Annotated in this window: 16 protein-coding genes and 1 pseudogene; 8 read left to right on the forward strand and 9 right to left on the reverse strand. The window is 68.5% G+C overall.

What is annotated here, in order from left to right:
- The first annotated feature begins 67 nt into the window (after positions 1-67).
- Genes rsmA through BJF80_RS01975 form a run of 3 tightly spaced genes read left to right on the forward strand, consistent with a single transcriptional unit; the run spans position 68 to position 3,826 of the window.
- Positions 68-910, forward strand: coding sequence for a 16S rRNA (adenine(1518)-N(6)/adenine(1519)-N(6))-dimethyltransferase RsmA (gene rsmA, locus BJF80_RS01965; RefSeq protein WP_075811045.1), 843 nt, complete (start codon positions 68-70; stop codon positions 908-910).
- 34 nt (positions 911-944) lie between these two features.
- Positions 945-1,958 carry a 4-(cytidine 5'-diphospho)-2-C-methyl-D-erythritol kinase gene (locus BJF80_RS01970; protein WP_075811030.1) on the forward strand — a complete coding sequence of 338 codons (1,014 nt, stop codon included), beginning with the start codon at positions 945-947 and terminating at the stop codon, positions 1,956-1,958.
- Positions 1,958-3,826, forward strand: coding sequence for an ABC-F family ATP-binding cassette domain-containing protein (locus tag BJF80_RS01975; RefSeq protein WP_075811031.1), 1,869 nt, complete (start codon positions 1,958-1,960; stop codon positions 3,824-3,826). The genes BJF80_RS01970 and BJF80_RS01975 overlap by 1 nt, the downstream gene beginning before the upstream one ends.
- Positions 3,827-3,841: 15 nt before the next feature.
- Here the strand turns inward: BJF80_RS01975 and BJF80_RS18675 are convergent, their stop codons facing one another.
- From BJF80_RS18675 to BJF80_RS02000, 6 genes and pseudogenes are all read right to left on the reverse strand, one after another.
- The gene (locus BJF80_RS18675; RefSeq protein WP_158068375.1) at positions 3,842-3,994 is read right to left on the reverse strand and encodes a hypothetical protein; all 153 of its coding nucleotides are present in this window, start codon (positions 3,992-3,994) and stop codon (positions 3,842-3,844) included.
- Between the two features lie 151 nt (positions 3,995-4,145).
- A complete protein-coding gene (locus BJF80_RS01980) occupies positions 4,146-5,843 on the reverse strand; it encodes an ABC transporter permease (RefSeq protein ID WP_075811032.1) in 1,698 nt (565 codons plus the stop codon).
- Complete coding sequence (locus BJF80_RS01985) at positions 5,840-6,805, reverse strand: ABC transporter ATP-binding protein (protein WP_075811033.1); 966 nt, start codon at positions 6,803-6,805, stop codon at positions 5,840-5,842. Before BJF80_RS01985 ends, BJF80_RS01980 begins: the two co-directional genes overlap by 4 nt.
- The gene (locus tag BJF80_RS01990) at positions 6,802-7,461 is read right to left on the reverse strand and encodes a TetR/AcrR family transcriptional regulator (RefSeq protein ID WP_075811034.1); all 660 of its coding nucleotides are present in this window, start codon (positions 7,459-7,461) and stop codon (positions 6,802-6,804) included. The genes BJF80_RS01985 and BJF80_RS01990 overlap by 4 nt, the downstream gene beginning before the upstream one ends.
- Positions 7,462-7,557: 96 nt before the next feature.
- Entirely contained in the window at positions 7,558-7,968 is a 411-nt protein-coding gene (locus tag BJF80_RS01995; RefSeq protein ID WP_321166330.1) for a MarR family winged helix-turn-helix transcriptional regulator, read from the reverse strand.
- Positions 7,969-8,091: 123 nt separating this feature from the next.
- Positions 8,092-8,963: pseudogene (locus BJF80_RS02000) on the reverse strand (aldo/keto reductase).
- A 440-nt stretch (positions 8,964-9,403) separates the two neighbouring features.
- Here BJF80_RS02000 and BJF80_RS02005 point away from each other — a divergent pair.
- The 5 genes from BJF80_RS02005 to BJF80_RS02025 all read left to right on the forward strand — a co-directional run bounded on the left by BJF80_RS02005 (position 9,404) and on the right by BJF80_RS02025 (position 14,162).
- Entirely contained in the window at positions 9,404-10,270 is an 867-nt protein-coding gene (locus BJF80_RS02005; RefSeq protein ID WP_075811035.1) for a hypothetical protein, read from the forward strand.
- Positions 10,271-10,334: 64 nt separating this feature from the next.
- Positions 10,335-11,771, forward strand: a complete 1,437-nt coding sequence (locus tag BJF80_RS02010; protein WP_143553933.1) for a hypothetical protein — start codon at positions 10,335-10,337, stop codon at positions 11,769-11,771.
- A 100-nt stretch (positions 11,772-11,871) separates the two neighbouring features.
- Positions 11,872-12,432 (forward strand): hypothetical protein, encoded by a 561-nt coding sequence (locus BJF80_RS02015; RefSeq protein WP_075811037.1) that lies wholly within the window; start codon positions 11,872-11,874, stop codon positions 12,430-12,432.
- Positions 12,433-12,511: 79 nt separating this feature from the next.
- On the forward strand, positions 12,512-13,597 hold the full coding sequence (locus BJF80_RS02020; protein ID WP_075811038.1) for a helix-turn-helix domain-containing protein: 1,086 nt from the start codon (positions 12,512-12,514) through the stop codon (positions 13,595-13,597).
- 10 nt (positions 13,598-13,607) lie between these two features.
- Positions 13,608-14,162 (forward strand): hypothetical protein, encoded by a 555-nt coding sequence (locus BJF80_RS02025; protein WP_143553934.1) that lies wholly within the window; start codon positions 13,608-13,610, stop codon positions 14,160-14,162.
- 84 nt (positions 14,163-14,246) lie between these two features.
- Here the strand turns inward: BJF80_RS02025 and BJF80_RS02030 are convergent, their stop codons facing one another.
- The 3 genes from BJF80_RS02030 to BJF80_RS02040 are packed head-to-tail and all read right to left on the reverse strand — an operon-like array spanning position 14,247 to position 20,556.
- Positions 14,247-17,357: a type I restriction endonuclease subunit R gene (locus BJF80_RS02030; protein ID WP_075811040.1), complete on the reverse strand. Its 3,111-nt coding sequence runs from the start codon at positions 17,355-17,357 to the stop codon at positions 14,247-14,249.
- Positions 17,354-18,595 (reverse strand): restriction endonuclease subunit S, encoded by a 1,242-nt coding sequence (locus BJF80_RS02035; protein ID WP_083673401.1) that lies wholly within the window; start codon positions 18,593-18,595, stop codon positions 17,354-17,356. The genes BJF80_RS02030 and BJF80_RS02035 overlap by 4 nt, the downstream gene beginning before the upstream one ends.
- Positions 18,592-20,556: a type I restriction-modification system subunit M gene (locus BJF80_RS02040; protein ID WP_414899268.1), complete on the reverse strand. Its 1,965-nt coding sequence runs from the start codon at positions 20,554-20,556 to the stop codon at positions 18,592-18,594. The genes BJF80_RS02035 and BJF80_RS02040 overlap by 4 nt, the downstream gene beginning before the upstream one ends.
- Positions 20,557-20,686: the final 130 nt, after the last annotated feature.

The following is a 20,686-nucleotide window of genomic DNA, read 5'->3' on the forward strand; positions in this document are numbered from 1 at the left end:
GAGCGAGCGACCGACCCGCAGGCCGTCCTCCGGTGCGCAGGGCGACACCGGCGGGACCGACGCCGCGCTGCTGGGGCCGGCGCAGGTGCGTGACCTGGCGGCCCGGCTCGGGATCCGGCCGACCAAGCAGTGGGGGCAGAACTTCGTCATCGACAAGGGCACCGTCCGACGCATCGTCCGCGCCGCCGACGTCGGCACCGATGACGTCGTGCTGGAGGTCGGGCCCGGGCTGGGCTCGCTCACCCTGGGCCTCCTCGCGCAGGTGCGCCAGGTCACCGCGGTGGAGATCGACCCGGCGCTCGCGGCCCAGCTGCCGCAGACGGTCGCCGAGCACGCCCCGGACCTGGCCGGCCGGCTGACGGTGCTGCACGCCGACGCCCTGCGGGTCGACACCCTGCCCGACCCGCAGCCCACCGCCCTCGTCGCCAACCTGCCCTACAACGTCGCCGTCCCCGTCGTGCTGCACCTCCTCGCGAACGTGCCCACGCTTTGGACCGTGCTCGTCATGGTGCAGCTCGAGGTCGCCGAACGGCTCGCCGCGGCGCCCGGCGGCAGGGTCTACGGCGTGCCCAGCGTCAAGGCCGCCTGGTATGCCGACGTCACCGGCGCCGGGCGGATCGGCCGCAGCGTCTTCTGGCCCGCGCCCAACGTCGACTCCGGCCTGGTGCGCATGGTCCGCCGGGACCCGCCGCCGGTGGACGTGACCCGCGAGCAGGTCTTCGCCGTCGTCGACGCGGCCTTCGCACAGCGCCGCAAGACGCTGCGCGCGGCGCTCGCGGGGTGGGCCGGGTCGGCGGCGCAGGCGGAGGCATACCTGCGGGCGGCGGGGGTCGACCCCCGGGCGCGCGGCGAGGTGCTGACCGTCGCCGACTTCGCCCGCATCGCCGAAGCCGCAGGTCAGCGCCCCTGACGCGCTCCTCGAGCCGACACCATAGGGTGAAGCCATGACGTTGGGCACGCAGGCGCAGACGGTGACCGTCCGGGTGCCCGGCAAGATCAACCTGGGCCTGTCGGTCGGCCCGCTGCGCGACGACGGCTACCACGAGCTGTCCACCGTCTACCATGCCGTCAGCCTCTACGACACCGTCAGCGTGCAGCCGGCCGACTCCTGGTCGGTGCACGTCACCGGGCCCTGGGGCGAGCACGTGCCGACCGACGACAGCAACCTCGCCCTCGTCGCGGCCAGGACCCTCGCCAAGCGCCGCGCACGCAAGGCCAAGGTCGACCCGGTGCGCATCGACATCGACAAGCACATCCCCGTCGCCGGCGGCATGGCCGGGGGCAGCGCCGACGCCGCGGCCACCCTTGTCGGGTGCCGTGAGCTGTGGGGGCTGGACCACCTCGAGAACGACCTGCTCGAGCTCATGGGCGCCAGCCTCGGCTCGGACATCCCCTTCCTGCTGCACGGCGGCACCGCGATGGGCAGCGGGCGCGGCGAGCAGGTCACCTCCGTGCTCGCGCGCGGCGAGCTGCACTGGGTGCTGTGGGCCGGCGAGGGGCTCTCGCTGTCCACCCCCCAGGTGTATGCCGAGTGCGACCGGCTCCGCGAGGAGGCCGGGGTGACGCCGGGCCCGCCGGAGCCGAGCGGTGAGCTCATGACGGCGCTGCGCCGGATGGACACCGACGAGGTGGCGGCGGCGCTGCACAACGACCTGCAGGAGGCCGCGATCTCGCTGGAACCGGTCCTGGCCGAGGCGCTCTCGGCCGGGCTCGACCTCGGTGCGCGCGCGGGCATCGTCTCCGGCTCCGGACCGACGGTGGCCTTCCTCGTCGGGTCGCAGACCGAGGCGATCGACCTGTCCGTCGGCCTCGCCGCCAACGGCCCCACCGGCGACATCGAGCGGGCCGTCGGCCCGGTCCCCGGCGCGCAGATCATCCACCAGCGCAGCAGCCCCGAGCCGCCGCGCGCCCGCCCCGACACCGACCGCTCCGGCCCGCTCGGCCCGGTGATCGGCTGATGGCGGGGAGGCCGCCCGCCAGCCTCGTCACCCTCGCCGACGCCCACCTGCTCGCCGGCACCCAGGTGCTCCTCGACGAGGTCTCCGTCGGCGTGCTCGACGGGGACCGCATCGGCGTGGTCGGCCGCAACGGCGGGGGCAAGACCTCGCTGCTCTCGGTGCTCACCGGGGACCGGCCGCTCGACGCCGGCCGGGTCATCCGCACCGGCGACGTCACCGTGGGCATGCTCAGCCAGACCGACGTGCTCGACCCGGACGCGGCGGTGCGCCAGGTCGTCCTCGGCGACCTCGACGAGCACGAGTGGGCCGGCGACGCGCGGGTCCGGCACGTCATCGACGGGCTGCTCGGCGACAGCGCCGGCGCCGTCGGCGGGTGGGAGGCGAGCGTCGGTCCGCTCTCCGGCGGGGAGCGGCGCCGGCTCGCCCTCGCCGCGCTCCTCGTGGCCGACCCCGACCTGCTCGTCCTCGACGAGCCGACCAACCACCTGGACGTCGAGGGGGTCGCCTGGCTCGCGGCATACCTCTCGGGGCGGCGGCCGAGACCGGGCGGCGCGCTCGTCGTCGTCACCCACGACCGGTGGTTCCTCGACGCCGTCTCCACGCTGACCTGGGAGGTCGCCGATGGCGAGGTCCACACCTACGAGGGCGGGTATGCCGCCTACGTCCTGGCCAAGGTCGAGCGGCAGCGCGTCGCCCGGGTGACCCAGGAGAGGCGGGAGAATCTCGCCCGCAAGGAGTTGGCCTGGCTGCGCCGGGGAGCGCCCGCGCGCACGAGCAAGCCGAAGTTCCGCATCGAGGCGGCGACCGAGCTCATCCAGGGTGAGCCGCCGCCCCGGGACAGCGTCGAGCTGGTGCGCTTCGCGACGACCCGGCTCGGCAAGGACGTCCTCGACCTGCTCGACGCCACCGTGCGGGTGGGGGAGCGCGACCTGCTCACCGATGTCACCTGGCGGATCGGACCGGGCGACCGATATGGCGTCGTCGGCGTCAACGGCGCGGGCAAGTCGACCCTGCTGCGGGTGCTGCTGGGCCAGCACCCGCTGGCCGCGGGCAAGCTCAAGACCGGCAAGACGGTGCGGATGGCGTGCCTGTCACAGGAGCTGCGCGAGCTGGACCGGGTCGCCGGCTGGTCGGTCATCGACGCGATCACCGAGGTGCGATCGTTCACGGTGATCGGGGGCAAGGAGGTGAGCGCGAGCTCGCTGGCCAAGCGGCTGGGCTTCTCCGGCGGGCGGCAGCAGTCGCGGGTCGGGGATCTCTCCGGCGGGGAGCGGCGGCGGCTGCAGTTCGTCCGGCTGCTCATGGACGAGCCCAACGTGCTGCTGCTGGACGAGCCGACCAACGACCTGGACATCGACACCCTCACCGCGATGGAGGACGTGCTCGACGGATGGGCCGGGACCCTGCTCGTCGTCTCCCACGACCGCTACCTGCTGGAGCGCATGACCGACCGGCAGGTGGCGCTGCTCGGGGACGGCAGCTTGCGGGACCTGCCGGGCGGCGTGGAGGAATACCTCCGGCTTCGCGAGGGTATGAGCTCGGCCGGCCGGACCAGGGGGTCTGCGGCGTCCCCCTCGGGCACGCCGACCGCGGCGCGGGTGGGCGGACCGGCCGCCGGTGGGTCGGGGTCTGGCTCCTCGTCGCGCAGCCCGGCCCAGGTGCGCGAGGCCCGCAAGACGCTGGCGCGGGTGGAGAAGGCCCTGGACCGGCTGCATACCCAGCAGCAGCGGCTGCACGAGCAGATGGCCGCCGTGGCGACCGATCCCGACGAGCTGGCCCGGCTGACCGCCCGCGACGCCGAGCTCACCGCGCAGGAGGAGGCGCTCGAGACCGAGTGGCTCGAGGCCTCCGAGGTGGCCGAGGCGTAGCCGCGTCCCGAGACGTCAGTGCGTCGGTGCCGGTGGCTGCGGTGCGCGCTCGCCGAGGGCCTGGGTCACCGACGCCGCCACGGCGGCGCCGGTCACCATCGGCACCAGGACGGCCGGGGGGAGGAAGACCAGCAGGATGAGGACGGAGGCGAGCGGTCGACGCAGCACAGCCGTGCCGGTGGCGGCTGCCGCGCCGGCGCCCAGGACGAACCGCGAGGGCAGCGGTGCGTGCGGAGGATCCCCAGCGGTGCACCTCAGCCATGGCCCGGGCCTATCACGCGCTCAGCCCCGGCCAGGAGTCTCCGCGCGCGCCGGGGTCTCAGCTCCGGGCGCTGATCTGCCGGCGGCGCAGACCGACCAGACCGAGGGCCGCCGCCACGACCGCGATGAGCCCGAGCCAGAGCAGCGGCAGCCACTGCACCGGCTCGACCGGCACCTGAGCCATGTGGTGCAGCGGGGAGAGCGCGAGCACCCAGTCCGGCACCTCCAGGAGGGTCGCGAAGTTGCCGACGAAGATCATGACGCCGACCAGGGCCCACCCGACCGGAGCCAGCAGCCGCGGTGCCCAGCCGACGAGCAGCGTGCAGATCCCCAGGGTGACGAGCGCCGCGGGCAGCGTGTTGACGTGGGCGAGGAATCCGTCGCCGACGAGCGCACCGGTGCCGGTGACCCCGGCCGCCGCGACGCCGACGAGCAGGCCGGTGACGAGCATGACGGCCACGGCCCCGAGGCCGATCGCCAGCACGTGCGACAGGCCCCAGGCGGTGCGGCCGGTCGGCGTGGCGAGCACCGCCTGGGCCCGGCCGGAGTCCTCCTCCGCCTTGAGGCCCTGCACGGCATACACGATGAAGGCGGCCGTGAGATAGCCGCTGAAGACCGAGAGGAAGGCCAGGTATCCGGCGGCGAGCTCGCCCGCGCCGAAGACCTGCTGCAGCGCGTCGGGCATGTTCTCGGCCGAGTCCAGCATCACCTGGGTGAAGAGCCCGTCGACCACCCCGAGGACGGCGATGGCGAAGCCCCAGGCCAGGACCGGGCCGCGCTGCAGCCGCGCTGCGAGACCCCAGACCGTGCCCAGCGCCGGGCCCGCCTCGCCGCGGCCGGGACGCGCGGCCAGCAGCCCCGCGCCCAGGTCACGCCGGTCCTGCAGCCCGAAGGCGAGCGCCGTGGTCGCCGCCGCGAGGCCGACCGACAGCAGCAGCGGCCACCAGCGGTCGAGCACGTAGGGGGCGGTCTGGCTGGCCCAGCCCAGCGGGGAGAACCACGACAGCGTGCTGCCGCCCTCGGCAGCCATGTCGCCCAGGGCGCGGAGCGCGAAGGAGACCCCCAGCACGAGACCGGCCAGGCCCGAGGCGGAGCGGGAGTACTCCGAGAGCTGCGCGGTGACCGCGCTGACCCCGGCGAACGTCATACCGGTCAGGGCGACCCCGACGCCGACCAGCAGCGAGCCCGTCGTGGCGAAGTCGTTGGCGAGCGCCATCGCGGTGACCGCGACCGCCGCCGCGAGGTTGGTGATCACCGCCACGACCAGCGCCGCGGTGAGCCGGGCGTGCCGGCCGGTCACGTTGGCCCGCACCAGCTCGGCGCGGCCGCTCTGCTCCTCGACCCGGGTGTGCCGGGAGATCAGCAGGATGTTCATGAGCGCGGCGAGCAGGTAGAGGTAGAGCGTGTAGCCGCCGGCGAAGAAGGTCTCGTAGCTCGGCGGGTCCATGCCGTAGGCCGGGCCGGCGAACATGCGGCCGATCGGCTGGCGCAGCAACGGGCTCGCGGCCGCGAGGTCGGCCTCGGTGGGCGCGACCTGGGGCAGCGCGGCACCGATGTAGATGACGAAGAGGCCCAGCCCGGCGACCCAGGCGGGCAGCTTGATCCGGTCGCGCCGCAGCATGAAGCGCACCAGCGTGCCGGTCCCGGCGAGCGTGCCGCTGCCGCGGGTATGCCGTGGCGCCCCGTGGGCGGGTCCGCTCCGGTCGGTCGGTGGGCGGCTGGCCGAGGCGTCGTGGTCGCGGATGGCGGTGCTCATCGCGTGGCCCCCTCCTCGACCGAGCGCCGCGAGTGGTTGCCCTCAGCCCCGCCGGACGTCGCCTGTCGTTGCTCGCCGTAGTGGCTCACGAGCAGCTGCTCCAGCGTCGGCGGGTGGGCCGTGATCGACCGGACCCCCAGCTCGCCGAGCCGGCTGACCACCGGGCCGACGTGCTCGCCGTCCACCTCGAGCCGCACCTGGTCGTCCTCGGTGGTGACGTCGTGGACGCCGGTGAGCGAGGCCATACCGTCGGCCGGGCGGTCGGTGCGCGCCACGATCGTGGTGCGCGTCATGTGGCGCAGGTCGTCCAGGCTGCCGGTCTCGACGACCCGGCCGGCGCGGACGATGGAGATACGGTCGGCGAGGACCTCGACCTGGGCCAGGATGTGGCTGGAGAGCAGCACGGTGGTCCCGGCGTCGCGGGCCTCGCGGATGCAGTCCTGGAAGACCAGCTCCATCAGCGGGTCGAGACCCGCCGTGGGCTCGTCGAGCAGCAGCAGGTCGACGGGGGAGGCCAGGGCGGCGATGAGCGCGACCTTCTGCCGGTTGCCCTTGGAGTAGGTGCGGGCCTTCTTGGTGGGGTCCAGGTCGAAGCGCTCGCACAGCTCGCTGCGGCGGGCCTTGTCGAGCGTGCCCCGGAGCCGGGCGAAGAGGTCGATGGCCTCACCTCCGGTGAGGTTGGGCCACAGCTCGACGTCACCGGGGACGTAGGCCAGCCGGTGGTGCAGCGCCACGGCGTCGTCCCACGGGTCGGCGCCGAAGAGGCGTGCCGTGCCGCCGTCGGCCCGGAGCAGTCCGAGCAGGACGCGGATCGTCGTGGACTTGCCGGCGCCGTTGGGGCCGAGGAAGCCGTGGACCTCGCCCGGGGCGACGGACAGGTCGAGGCCGTCGAGGGCACGGGTGCTGCCGAAGGTCTTGACCAGGGCGTTGGTCTCGATCACGGGACTGACGGTGGTGTTCATGCGGTCTCCTCCGTGGTGTCGTCGGTGTCGCCCGAGAAGATGAAGGCCTGCTTCGCCCGCTCGGTGAGGAGCCCCTCGGAGAAGAGCTCGAGCATCGTCTGGGTGTAGAGGTCGGTGCTGCCCTCGCCGATGAGGTCCTCGCCGAGGAGTCGCTGCATGTGCTCGTGGAGGACCAGCGCGCCGAGCGACCAGAGGGTCAGGATGACCACCCGGGCCCGTGGGTTCGCGCTGGGCAGGACCAGGCCGGTCTCGACGCCCTGGGCGGTGTAGCCGACGGCGTCCTCGACGAGGTCGTCGACGAACTCGTCCAGCCGCGGGCTGCCCTCGGAGAGGGTCCGGGCGAGGTAGCGCAACGCCGGTCGTGCCTGCGCCACGCGGGTGTCGACCTGGATCGGCGGGCCGCCGAGGCCGGCGCGCATGGTCTCGGCCTTGGACTCGCGGATGAAGGCGAGCACCCGGTCGTCGCAGGCCTCCCGCAGCTTCTCCTTGGAGCCGTAGTGATGGATGACCAGCGGTGGGGACACGCCGGCCTGCTCGGCGATGGCGCGGACGCTGGTCGCCTTCACCCCGTGCCGGCCGAAGAGGTCGATCGCCGTGGTGAGGATGCGCTCGAGCCCTGGCTCGGCGGGGGTCTCGTCGGTCGCGTGGCTGACCATGTGTTCAGCGTGGCATTGACTGAACATTCAGTCAACCACTCTCTGACCACGTCCCCACCGGGCCTCGCGCGTGGTGGGCTCGACCCCCACCGAGCGTCAGTCGAACGGCGCGAGCAGCCCCTTGAGGAGCTGGGCGAGCTCGGTCTGACGCTGCGGTGAGAGCCCCTGCAGCAGCCGTCGCTCGTCGGTCACCAGGTCGGCCAGGGCCGCGTCGACGACGTCCCGACCCTCGACGGTCAGCCGCACCAGCTTGGAGCGCTGGTCCGCCGCGGACGCAGCGCGGTCCACGAAGCCGCGTCCCTCCAGCCGCGCGAGCCGGTTGGTCATCGTGCCGCTGGTGACCAGGGTCTGCCGCACCAGCTGGGTGGGGGTCAGCTCGTAGGGCTCACCGGCGCGGCGCAGGGCCGAGAGCACGTCGAACTCCCACGACTCCAGCTCGTGGGTGCTGAACGCGTGCCGCCGGGACAGGTCGAGATGCCTGGACAGGCGGGAGACCCGGGAGAGCACCTCCAGCGGGGTGACGTCCAGGTCCGGGCGCTCGCGCCCCAGGCCGCGACGATGCGGTCCACCTCGTCGTCCGGTCCCTGGCTCATGCCTCCCACAGTAGGCGAGGACCCAAGAGGGGGTGAATCAGCGGAACTGACCCTCGATCCGGTCGAGCTCGTCCCGGGTCAGCTGCAGGTCGGCGGCGCGCACCGAGTCGGTGATCGACTCCGGCCGCTGGCGCCGGGGATCGGGATGACGTGCTCGCCCAGGCTCAGCTCCCAGGCGAGCACCACCTGCTGCGGGCTCACGCCGCGCTCAGTGCCGATCTCGTGGAAGGCGGGGTAGGTCACCCCGACGTCGCTCGCCGACCCGGTGCCGCCGAGCGGGCTCCAGGGGAGGAAGGCGATCCCGTGCTCACCGCACATCTCGAGCTCGTCGCGGCTGGAGCGGAAGCGCGGGGAGAACTCGTTCTGCACCGAGGCCAGCCCGCCCTCGCCGAGCACCTCCAGCGCCACCTCGATCTCCTCGACGTCGGCGTTGGAGATGCCGACAGCCCTGATCTTGCCCTCGTCCTGCAGCTCCTTGAAGGTCTGGATCACCTCGCCGTAGACCCGCCAGCGGTCGGGGCGGTGCCACTGGTAGAGGTCGATGGTCTCGACCTGCAGCGCGCGCAGCGAGGCCTCGACGGCACCCCTCAGGTATGCCGGTGACCCGTCGCGACCCCACTGCTCGCCCTCGGCGCGGGTGATGCCGCCCTTGGTGCCGACAACGACGTGGCTGGTGTCGCCGTAGCCCTGGAGCGCCTTCGCGACGACCCGCTCGTTGTGCCCCATCTGGTCCCAGCTGGGCGCGTAGATGTCGGCCGTGTCGATGTAGGTCACCCCCGCGTCGAGGGCGGCGTGCACCGTGGCGATCGCCTGCTCCTCGCTGGGCTGCGGGTCCTTGCCCAGCGAGAACGGCATCGCCCCCAGGCCGATGGCGGAGACGGTGAACGGGCCCAGGCGACGGGTCTGCATACCGACGACCCTAGGCGGTGGGCGGGACCTTCACAAAAGGGTCTGACCTGGGACGATCCCAGGCTGTTCAGGACGATGGCACAGGCTCGAGAAGCAGAATGGCACACCCCCCGCAGCCTGGCGAGGCTGGCGTGCGTGCGTGGGGAGGCCGAGCCTCCAGTCCGTGGGTCGCCTGCCTCCGGCCCGACTGCCTGTGCGCGGCCAGGACCACAGCCAGGCCGAAGAAGAACTCGGCACGGTCGTCCGTGTTGATGGTGGCTGTCCGGGTCATCTCGGTCCTCTGTGAGGGCCGAGAGACGAGGATCTCTCGTGGGTTGTCGGTGGGCTGGGCCATACTTGCCACATGCAGGCTCCACCACGGACCTTGTAGACGCAGAACACCCGAGTGCGCAGACGGTCGGCACGGCACGGGCGGAGTTCCCGGGAGATGGAAGTCGCGGATGTACAACTCGAAGGTGCGGAAGCGCGCGGTAGAGAACTTCAACGCTGCCGTCGAGCGTTATGTCGCGACGGCCAAGAAGTTCGAGACGGGGGCGGAAGATCTTTACAGGGTACGTCTCGACGCGGTCCAGACGGTTGAGGCAGTGACCGGAAAGATCAACTCTCTCGCGCACACCCCCCGGGAGTTCAAGGCAGCGGTGGCGCTTACGAGGGCCGAGATCAAGAGTTTCGAGGGCAAGCAGCGCGCGATCGAGAAGGTAGTGAAGCAGGCTAAGCGTGAGGCTAAGGGAAGCGCTGCGGGCGCTTCTCTCGGTGCTCTGGGCGTCGCTGTCGCCACCATGGGGCCCACGGCGGCGATGAGCGTTGCGACAACGTTCGGTGTTGCGTCGACGGGTACCGCCATCGCGAGCCTGTCCGGAGCTGCCGCGACCAATGCGGCACTTGCGTGGCTCGGCGGGGGAGCGCTCGCCGCAGGGGGAGGTGGGATGGCCGCTGGGGGGACGCTGCTTGCCCTGGCCGGCCCGGTTGGCTGGGCGATCGCGGTAGCCGCAGGTGCCGTGTCAGTTGGAGTCGGTGTCCGTACTGCGACCAAGAACAAGTCCGCCGCCGCCGAGTCAGACAACGAACGGATGGAGATCGAGGCGGCGATCCGCCGGTTCGACCGCGTCATCGCTGAAATCTCCTCGCTCGACGAACTTACGCGCAGCCAGATGGCTGAGCTAAAGCGCCTCTCCAAGGGTGTTCCCGACGCCGACTACCGGTCCTTCTCGGAGGCGGAGCGCAAGGGGGCAGCCATGCTGGTCAACGGGAACCTCGTCCTTGCCGAGCTCGTGAACAAGGAACTCAGCGTCGATGCCGACGAGTAGCGCTGCGGACCGCGTCGTCGCGCAGGGGATCGGGGCGCACGCCCGATTCCTGGAATCCATGCGGTTGGCTGACTTCGCCGAGAACGCCGCGAAGATCCTGACCCACGAGACGGACGGACTGGCCCAGGTCGCCGCCCGTGAGGCAAGGGCCCTCGGACACGTGGACGTGGCGCGCCTCAGAGCCGAAGCGATCGTGGCAGTGAACCGCGGAGGGTCCAGGGGAGTGCACGGCTTCATTGCAGAGTTCGCGGAGACCGGCATCACGAACGCCGAACGCGCCATTGATGGGACCCGCGTACTCACGACTGTCTGGGCAAACAACGGTCCGGCGGATCTGCATGTCGGAAAGTCATCCGTGCAGATGAAGTTCTACGCCGATCTGGGAAACGAGATTCGCACGTCCGCGGGCTACCACGGCATGAAGATGATGTTCCCCAAGGACCACGTCGAGGTCTTCGACAGGATCATGCGGGGCGAGACCCACATCGAGGTCGGTGGCACGCCACTGAAAATGAGCCAGGTTCGCGCGATCCGCGAACTCATCGAGAACGAGAGCGCGCAGCGCGGCGGGCCCTACACGGAGTGGATGAGGGCCTCCAAGTTGGACTACGCGGACGTGCAGGTCGGCACGTTCCGGGACACGCTGGATTCTCGCGCACAGTCCCTTCAAGATCGAGCGTCGGAACAGCGTCGCCAGGTTCGTGACGACGCGAACGCGAAACGAGCTCACGCCGCACAGCAGGCGCAGGCATCGTGGGCCGAAGCCGGCCAGGTTGCGGCCACCGGGGCAGCGGTCCACGGCGGGCTCGCGTTCGTAATGTTCGCATACCAACGGCACAAGGACGGCGTGAAGCTGTGGGAGTTCGGACGGGAGGACTGGAAGGCTGCCGGGGTCGAGACTGCGAAAGGCAGCGCGAAGGGCGGGGTCACGGGCCTGTCCATTTACGGGCTGACCAATGTCTGCGGCATGAGTGCGCCAGCAGCCGCTGCCGTCGCGTCGGGGGCGATCGGCCTAGCAGCTGCAACCCTGAACCTTCGCGCGGGGAAGGTCGACGACGACGAGTTCGCAGACCTCGCCCTGTTCAACGCCTTGGACGCGACAGGCGCAGCCGTCGGTGCGGCACTCGGGCAGATGGTCATCCCCATTCCGATCCTGGGGGCGGTCGTCGGGTCGATCGCCGCGAACGTAATCCTCAGCCAGGGGAAGGGCTCTCTGAACAGAGCTGAGGCAGCGACCATCGAGGCACGCGAGGCCGAGATCGCGAAGTACATCTCTGGACTGGACGGGGAACTCCAGGCGGAGTACCTGCGGATCACGGCACAGCACGACTATTACCGCGCGCTTCGGGAACGGGCCTTCGATCTGACTGCGAACGTAGAGCTCAGGATGCTGGCCAGCATCGACCTTGCACGAGCCGTGGGCGTGCCCGAAGCGAAGATCATTCACGACATTGAAGAGGCCGATGCCTTCTTCCTGGGGCGAGTCGAGACTCGCAGGTAGGCTCGGGAGCCGCCACGCAGCACGATGGACGTTTGCGGACACCATGCCGTGGCCGGTCACCGGCTGAGTCGGCGCGTCCGTGCGGGCGTAGGCTCCGCGTGTGTCCAAGAGCGCACCGCCCAGCCACGAGGCCCGGCTGCTCCTCTTCTTAGACTTGGTCGAGGACTATCGCGTCCTCGCTAGCGTCCTTCCGGTCACAGTGGAGTTCACTGTGGGGGTTCCAAGGGATCCCGCGGACCACTGGCACCGTCTACTCAGGGCGTTCGCCCTCCGGAAGCTCGTGTCCGCGAACGACCACGTGACGGTTGTCCGGGTTGTTCAGTCCCTCGACGCTCTCATGCCCGAACGCAACGAACAGATCCGGTCGGAGATGCGGGGGGGGGGGGGGGGGGGCAACGCGGGGAGTGCCGCGTTCGGGGACGGCGCGGGCGGCCCATACGACCACGCCGACGACATTACGCTCGATGTCCTGTATGGCAGCTACCTACACGGCGACTACGATAAGTGGGCCCGCTCCCGAGCGCGACCCCAACTGTACGAGGAGATGGCCCTCTGGTCGTGGGTGACGAACGTTGAGGCGATCATCTACGACCTGCAACGCTCCATCCTCGACGTGCGCGACGAGGGGACGATCATCCTCCCCGACGGTCCGGGCGCATGACCACCCAAGGGCCAGCCCTGGCTCCTCGACATGCCCGCCAGTAGTTGGGAAAATCCCAACAGCGCGCTAGGCTGACTAGATGAGTAAGGGGATCGGAGCCAGAGTTTCCCAGGTACTGCCATCAGGGACGACCCAGAAGGAAGTCGCGGCGAGTGTCGGCATGACACCCGACGCGTTCTCCCGTGCCCTGAAGGGAGAACGAGGCTTCTCCGCGATCGAGTTGGCCAACCTGGCAGACGTCTTGAACCAGGACGTCCACTACCTCATCACCGGCGAACCTGACCCCCGACGCCTGGTCCCCGCAGCGCGCCATGCCTACGATCGGGACACCCGCGAGCGCTCCGTGGACAGTTACCATCAGGACCGGCAAGTCCTTGATGACATCGCCTTGGCCTACCACCAGGCAGGCGAGTGTGCAGCCCAGCCATCGACGGTTCCTACCGACCTGGCCGAAGCGCGTGAGCGTCTCGGAGATGACTTCGTCCGAGTCATGCTGGAGCGGCTAGAGGGGCGTTGCGGCATCGACGTGGTTCGAGTCCCCGAACTCACAACCTCCTACTCGTTCTGCGTAGGTGAGCGTGCGGTGATCGCCATCCCCGCTAAGGGGAACTGGTTCCGAGAGAACTGGGACATGGCCCACGAACTCGCCCATCACGTCCTCGGCCACGCGGACGTCATCGCGGCCGACGGTAAGGACGTTGAAGAGTACGAACGGCAGGCGAACAAGTTCGCCGCCGAGCTCTTGCTGCCGCAGGCCCTGATGGACTCCCTGGACTGGGCGAGCATGACGCCAAAGGAACTCGCTGACCAGGTGTGGGTCCTGGGCGTGTCCACTCAAGCGCTGTCAACACGGCTTACCAACTTGCGAGTTGCCGTCAGCCAGCAAGTCAACAGCCTGTTGCAGTTGACCACGCAGGCCCTTCTGCGGCGTCACTGGACTGGGGCAACCATGCGGGACGAGATCACGGAACGCATCCAGGCCGCGTCGGCGCGACACTTCCCACTGTGGATCCAGGAGGCACACCTGGACCGCATCGCAGAAGGATCCGCACGCAAGGGAACGCTCGCCTGGATGCTGGGGGTCGCCGAGGATGCGCTAGAGGTCGACGCACCCGAGGCCCCCAAGAGCATGGCTCCCGCGGACCTGGAGAAGATCCTCAGCTAGCCTCGTGAGGGTGCCGCTCGTCTTTCCCGACACCACCGTCCTGATCAACTTCGCCCTGTGCGACCAGATGGAACTCCTTGCAGAGCTGGTGAACGGACGCGCCTCCTGGACAGCATCAGTCGCCACGGAGTGCAACGACCAGGCACAGGACTGGGACCTACCGAAGATGCTGGACGCGCACACGATCTTCGGCACGCCCCTCGTCCCCAACGGCACGAAGGAGCACCTGGAGATCACGGGGCACCAAGCCTACTTCCGTCAACCAGGTGACGGCCCAAGGAAGCATCTAGGAGAGTCAGAGACCCTGGCGATCATTGACTGCCGCCGCATCGAGTCCGTGTTCGTGACGGATGACAGAAAGGTGCCCGATCGGGCGGTGTCCCACAACGTCCAGGTCCACTGCATTACGACTTGGGACCTTGTGCGGTTGGCCGTCCGCACAAAGAAATGCACGACTCAGACGGCTATGTCCATGCGGGAAGTCCTCATGGGGCAGCAACGGGTCCACCTTCAGCACGTGAGGGACCCGGGGCGGTTCGTGCGTTGGTTGCTAGAGGACTCGTAACGATCAGATAGCCAGCCTGTCGACCTCTATCGGGTCGCCAGCCCGGCGTCGCCCGCACCTGCACGGGCGATCCAGGGCATCCGCTCACGCAGACTGAGCTTCGCCGCGGAGCATCTCGTAAAGGGCACCGGCGACGAGGGTTTTGATGACTTGGGCTTTGTTGTCCTCGTCGAGGAGTTTGGTGACGCCCTTGGTGTGGAAGTCGCCGGCTTCGAGGACGGCGGTCTGGATGGTGGGCCACAGGTCGGGTGAGTCGTAGAAGTCGACGCGGGTGTTGGACTTGGCCTGGTCGCGCAGCGCGTCCTTGTCGAGCATCTTGCGCATGACGTCCTCGTACACGGACAGGGCGTCCTCGTCGGACAGGCCGGTGCCTTCGAAGAGAGTGTTGAGTTGTTCGAGGACGGCGGCGAGGCGGACCATTTTCGGGTCGCGGGCGGCCCCGGACCCGGTCGCGGTCAACGGGTTGAGCTTGTCCTCGTCGGGGCTGTCGCCAAGCTTGAGCGTGTGGGTGCCGTGATCCTTCGTGGCCAAGTGCGTCATGACGACCTCGGACAGGTCGATGACCTGGTGCCGGTTCCGGTCGGTGATCTCCCTGGAGAGCAGCCGCAGGAACACGGCCCGCTTCTCCAAGTCGACATCCTGGAAGTCGATGATTTGGGAGAGGAAGTCGTAGGCGTTGACGAAGCTGGTCACGTCCTTGCGGAACAGTTCGAGCCGTTCGACCTCGCCCTTGTCCTTCTCGTCAAGGGCTTGGTCGTAGGCGTGGTTGAACCGGTCCTTCGGCACGTCCAACGCCGCCTTCAACGCGGCCTGGGTCTTCGTGACCCACCATGCTTGGGCGGTCGCTTCGATGTCTTCGGGGGTGAAGATGCCTGCCTGGTCGAGCTTGTCTGCCAGGTCGTGGACGATGTTCGGGTCGGTCACGTCCGACAAGGCCGCCTGCTGGTAGTACGGCTGGAACGCCTTGAGGATGTCGTCGGGGTCGTTCACGAAGTCCAGGACGTACGTGTTGTCCTTCCCGGTCGCGGTCCGGTTTAACCTTGACAGGGTCTGCACCGCGGTCACGCCGGAGAGCTTCTTGTCGACGTACATCGCCGTCAACAACGGCTGGTCGAACCCGGTCTGGTACTTGTTCGCGACCAGCAGCACCCGGTACTGAGGTTTGTGGAACACGTCCGCGACCGACCGGCCCTTGAGCTCGTTCATGTTCGTCTCGGTGAACGACTCCGGCCCCGACTCGGCGTCGGTGACCTCACCGGAGAACGCGACCAGGGTGCCCAGGCCGTTGTAGTGATGGTCTTCGATGTACTTGTCGATCGCGAGCTTGTACCGGACCGCGGCCTTGCGGGAGTCGGTCACCACCATGGCCTTGGCCTTCCCGTCAAGCAGGCCCGCGACGTTGGACCGGAAGTGCTCCACGATGATCTGGACCTTCTGCCCGATCGTCTCCGGGTGCAGCTTCACCCACCGCATGAGCGACTTGAGCGCCTGGGACTGGTCGACCAGTTCGTCACTGTCGTAGTCCTGCCCGTTGTGCGCGAGGCGGAACGCGGTCTTGTAGGACGTGTAGTTCCGCAGCACGTCCAGGATGAACCCCTCCGCGATGGCCTGCTGCATCGAGTACAGGTCAAACGGGCCTGGGGTCCCGTCCGGTCCGGGCCGGCCGAACAGCTCCAGGGTCTTGCCCTTCGGGGTCGCGGTGAACGCGAAGAAGGAAATGTTGGTCGGGTTCGCCCGCTGCGCCATCGTGACCGCGAGCACGTCCTCCAACGACGCCTCACCCCCATCAGCAAGATCCGCCTGCTCCTGCGTGGACAGGACTTCCTTCAGCGTGGCGGCGGCCATGCCGGTCTGGGACGAGTGTGCCTCGTCCGCGATGATCGCGAACCGACGCCCTTGGAGGGCCTGGGACTCGCTGATCTGCTTCAGCGTGAAAGGGAACGTCTGGATCGTCACGATGATGATCGGCGCGCGCCGCTCCAACGCATCCGCGAGGGCCTCCGACTTCGACGTGAACGTGCCCGTGGTCCCGGTGTGGATCCGGTCCCCGATCGGGACGACCAGGCCCTGCTTGTGGTCGATCTGGAAGATCGCCTCCTGCAACTGGTCATCCAGGACCGTCCGGTCGGTCACCACGATGACCGAGTCAAACATCTTCTCGTCATCCTTGTCATGCAACGACGACAACCGGTGCGCCAACCACGCGATCGAGTTCGTCTTCCCCGACCCCGCACTGTGCTGCACCAGATACCGGTGCCCCGCCCCTTCCTCCCGTGCCGCCGCCACCAGCCGGGTCACGGCCCGGTACTGGTGATAGCGCGGGAACAGCAAGGTCTCGCAGCGTTCCTTCACGTCGGTGACCGGGTTGACCGTCTCGGTCACCTGCAGGTGCATGAACTTGCCCAGGATCGTGAGCCACACGTCCTTGGACAGGGTCTCCTCCCACAAGTACGACGTGCGGTAGCCGTCCGGGTTGGGCGGGTTCCCCTCGCGCTGGCCGTCGCCCTTGTTGAACGGCAGGAACCTCGTGTTCTCCCCGGCGAGGCGGGTCGTCATGAACACCTCGTCCGTGTCGACCGCGAAATGCACCAGGGCACGTCGCCCGAATGACAACAACGGCTCGGCGCCCTTCCCCGGGGCATGTGGGGCCCGGTCCTGCTTGTACTGGGCGATCGCGTCCCCGACCGACTGCGTCAACGTCGTCTTCAACTCCGCGGTCGCGACCGGGATCCCGTTCACGAAGAACACCAAGTCGATCGACCCGTTGTGATGCTTGGAGTAGTGGACCTGCCGGACCACCCGCAACCGCACCTTCCCGTACCGTTCCAACACAGCCGGGTTGAGGTTGTCTGCTGGTTTGAACTCACACATCGCGAAGGTCGCCGGGTGCTCCTTGAACCCACGCCGCAGCACATTCAACGCACCCCCACCATGCTCGAACGGCTTATCGAGCGTCCTCACCAGCCGGTCCAACACCCGAGCCTTCGACTTAGCCTGCACCGCCTCAGGGTCGGTCGGGCGGACGACCTTCTCCCACGCCTCCGGCTGCGACCCCTCCAGCCAGGCGAACACGTCCTCCGGGAACAGCCCCAGGTCCTTGTCGTACCCGTGATCGTTCTCCGAGTACAACCACCCGTGCGCACCCAGGTGCGCCGTCAGTTCATCCTCGAACGTCTTCTCCTCGTGCAGACTCACGCCACACCCTCCCGCTCAACCCGCCCGTAGGTGTCGAGGTCCAACCTGCCCGTCACCGCATCCGAGATCAACGCCGCCCGACGCTCCCGCATCAAGCCGACCGACTCCTGCGTCCGCTCGACGACCGCGTCCATGTCGTCGAGCACCTCCTTCAGGTGTCGGACCAGCGCCTCCTGCTCATCCACGGGCGGGACCGGGATGCGTAGGGATCGCAACTTGTCTTGGTTGATGTTGGGTTGTCCGCCTCCCGATGCGAGCACCAGCAGGTGTTCCCGGGCAGCCAGCAGTGCGTACATGGCGAACTCCGGGAGGACACCCTTCGCCTCAGCGAAGGCGCAGCATGCCTGGTTGGTGCATGCCTCGACCTCCAACATGCCAAGCCGGCCGATGGTCGCGCCGTACATGGCGATGAGCAGAGTCCCCGGCGGATAGAGCTTGAGCGGGCTGAGGGCCTCCACGGTCTCGGACGAGACCATGCGCCGAGTATGCCGAATCGGGCGTTCCCTGAGCTCGCTCGTGGTCACCCAGTAGTGATCCCCGTCGTCTTCCAGCTGGTCCTCATTGGCTGGCGTCGTGCCGCTGGAAATCAGTCCGAACAGCCAGGACAGCCGCTTCACTCCCCAGTGCGCTGGCACATCGCCGAGCCACTCCACGCCGGAGTCCTTCAGCGGAGCGTTGGGATTAAGTCCTTTAGTGACGGCGTGCGCGATGACCGCCGACCGCCGCTCACCCAACAACCCAACCAGTTCCTCCTGCTTAGCGATCATCGCGTCAATATCAGCCGTCTCCCGATCCAAGAAGCCCGCGATAGTCCGCTGCCGGTCAAGTGAGAAGGCGGGCAGTCTGAAGTCACGCATGGCGTCCCAGGAAGACCGGGGCATCTTTGCTCCGTAGGCAGAAACGCCCGCCCACTCCAGCCACGCACGTGAGAGCGCGAGGTAGGTCAGGTAGCGACCGTCTACCTCTGGACCGGGGCGCATGACCAGCAATTCCCCCGTCGCAGTGCCGTCACGATCGGCGTGCCACGCCTTGGCCAAGTAGGGCCTCAACTTCCCGAACAGCACGTCGCCCGATTGGAACCGGACCGAGTCGGTCGCTTCCTTGAGCGGCAGATCCTGTTGCACAAGGGCTCCGACAGCGCCGACGATGCCCTCAAGGCCGAGGTATGGCTCTGGGGAGCCGTCCGTCTTGTCAACGTGCTCGCTGACCGCGAACCTGAGACGCAGCCCGGTGCTCATGCCTGCTCGACCTTCTGGAAGAGGGCGGTGATTTGGGCGATGACGCGTTCGACGTCGGCGTCGATCTCGGTCAGGGGTCGGGGTGGTGTGTAGGTGTAGAAGTGGCGGGTGAACGGGATCTCGTACCCGACCTTCGTCTTCGTCTCGTCGATCCACGCGTCGGGCACGTGGGGGGTGACTTCGCGGGCGAAGTAGTCGTGGATGTCCTCGACGAGGGGCACGTTCTCGGTGTCGCGGAGCTTCGGGTCGGGTTCGACGTTGCCCTTGCCGTCGCGGCACTTCTCCGCGGTCTGGTCGCGTTCCCCGAGGGCGGCGATGACGGCCTTTCGGTGCGGCGTGGACAGGCGCAGCCCGACCTTCCCGAGCTCCTTCCCGAGTGCTTTGGTGAACTCGGCCCGGTCCTTCCACACCGCGGCTGGGTCCATGCCTTCGAGCGCGGACCGCAGGAGCACCCTGTCGCCGTCGCTGAGTGCCTTCTCGATGGTCTTGTCGCCCAGGACGGTGTCGATGCGTTCGGGGGTGGTCTGGAAGTTCAGGCGGAGGGGCCGTTCGACGGTGATGGTGCGGTACCCGAAGTCGACGTTGTCGAAGATCTTCGTCAACGCCGGGTCGACCTCGTCCGGGCGGGCGTACGCGGCGAGAACCTGGTCAATGTCGTCCCGGTCCAGGCGCTTCCGTTTTGACCCGAGGGACTTGCGCATCTTGTGCCACAGACCGGACCCGTCGATGAGCTGGACCTTGCCCTGCCGGTCGGCCGGTTTGTCGTTGTCGAGGATCCACACGTACGTGGCGATACCGGTGTTGTAGAACATGTCCGTCGGCAGCGCCACGATCGCGTCCAGCAGGTCGGACTCGATGATCCACCGTCGGATCTCCGACTCTCCTGACCCTGCCTTCCCGGTGAACAGGGGGGACCCGTTCAGGACGATCCCGGCCCTGCCGCCGCCCTGCTTCTTGGGGCGCATCTTGGAGATCAGGTGGAGCAAGAACAGCATCTGCCCGTCACTGATCGAAGGGAGGCCGGGACCAAATCGGCCTTCGAACCCGAGCTTGGCTTCCTCCACGACGGCGCGTTGAGAGGGTCGCCAGTCGACCCCGTACGGGGGGTTGGACAGGCAGTAGTTGAACGTGCGGTCGGCGTGCCCGTCGTCGGTGAGGGTGTTGCCCAGGATGATCGCGTCGACGGGTTGGCCCTTGATGACCATGTCGGCCTTGCAGATCGCGTACGACGACGCGTTGATCTCCTGCCCGAACAGGGACAGCTTCGCGGTCGGGTTCCGGTCCCGCAGGTGCTCGTCCGCGACCGAGAGCATGCCGCCGGTGCCCGCAGTGGGGTCGTACACGGACCGGATCGCGTTCGGGTTGTTCAGCCCGTCCTCGTGCGCGTCCGGCTGGAACAGCAGGTCGACCATGAGCTCGATCACCTCACGGGGGGTGAAGTGCTCCCCGGCGGTCTCGTTGGACGACTCAGCGAACTTGAGGATCAGGTGTTCGAAGATCGTGCCCATCTGAGCGTTCGAAACCACCGCCGGGGAGAAGTCCTGCCGGGCGAACTCACGCGTCACGAGGAGCAGCAAGTCGTGTTTGTCCAACCGCTCGACCTGGGCGGCGAAGTCGAACTCGTCGAAGATGTCACGCACGTTCGCGGAGAACCCGTTGACGTAGTCAAGCAGGTTGGACCGGACATGGTCTGGGTCACCCAGCTTCTCCATGGTGTACCTGGACGTGTTGTAGAACGGCTGGCCTGAGACCTGCGGCAGAACCGCTGTCAGCGGCACCCCGGTTTCGGCGTAGTTCTCGTACGCGGCCAGCACCTGGCTCTTTGTCGGCTCTAGGACAGAGTCCATCCGGCGCAGCACGGTGAACGGCAGGATCACCTGCCCGTACTCTTTCGGTCGGTACGGGCCGCGAAGCAGGTCTGCGATCTTCCAGACCATCTCGGCGTGACTGTGTGCACTCAAGGTCGTCATCGTCCTTCACTGGGGAGCCGTCCTAGGAGGGCGCTGAACAAGGCGCGATCGCGGGGCGGGTTTGGCGTGAAGGGGCTGGCGGAGCGCCACCAGGGCCGTCTTGCGGCGGTGGGGTCAGCAC

Origin of the sequence: Serinicoccus sp. CUA-874, from assembly GCF_001942225.1 — a bacterium.
In the GTDB taxonomy this organism is placed as follows: domain Bacteria; phylum Actinomycetota; class Actinomycetes; order Actinomycetales; family Dermatophilaceae; genus Ornithinicoccus; species Ornithinicoccus marinus.

What these genes read in the sequence shown, in the direction of transcription:
- BJF80_RS01970 (WP_075811030.1), top strand. Translation starts at nt 945, where the DNA reads ATGACGTTGGGCACGCAGGCGCAGACGGTGACCGTCCGGGTGCCCGGC.
- BJF80_RS01975 (WP_075811031.1), top strand. Translation starts at nt 1,958, where the DNA reads ATGGCGGGGAGGCCGCCCGCCAGCCTCGTCACCCTCGCCGACGCCCAC.
- BJF80_RS01980 (WP_075811032.1), bottom strand. Translation starts at nt 5,843, where the DNA reads ATGAGCACCGCCATCCGCGACCACGACGCCTCGGCCAGCCGCCCACCG.
- BJF80_RS01985 (WP_075811033.1), bottom strand. Translation starts at nt 6,805, where the DNA reads ATGAACACCACCGTCAGTCCCGTGATCGAGACCAACGCCCTGGTCAAG.
- BJF80_RS01990 (WP_075811034.1), bottom strand. Translation starts at nt 7,461, where the DNA reads ATGGTCAGCCACGCGACCGACGAGACCCCCGCCGAGCCAGGGCTCGAG.
- BJF80_RS02005 (WP_075811035.1), top strand. Translation starts at nt 9,404, where the DNA reads ATGTACAACTCGAAGGTGCGGAAGCGCGCGGTAGAGAACTTCAACGCT.
- BJF80_RS02020 (WP_075811038.1), top strand. Translation starts at nt 12,512, where the DNA reads ATGAGTAAGGGGATCGGAGCCAGAGTTTCCCAGGTACTGCCATCAGGG.
- BJF80_RS02035 (WP_083673401.1), bottom strand. Translation starts at nt 18,595, where the DNA reads ATGAGCACCGGGCTGCGTCTCAGGTTCGCGGTCAGCGAGCACGTTGAC.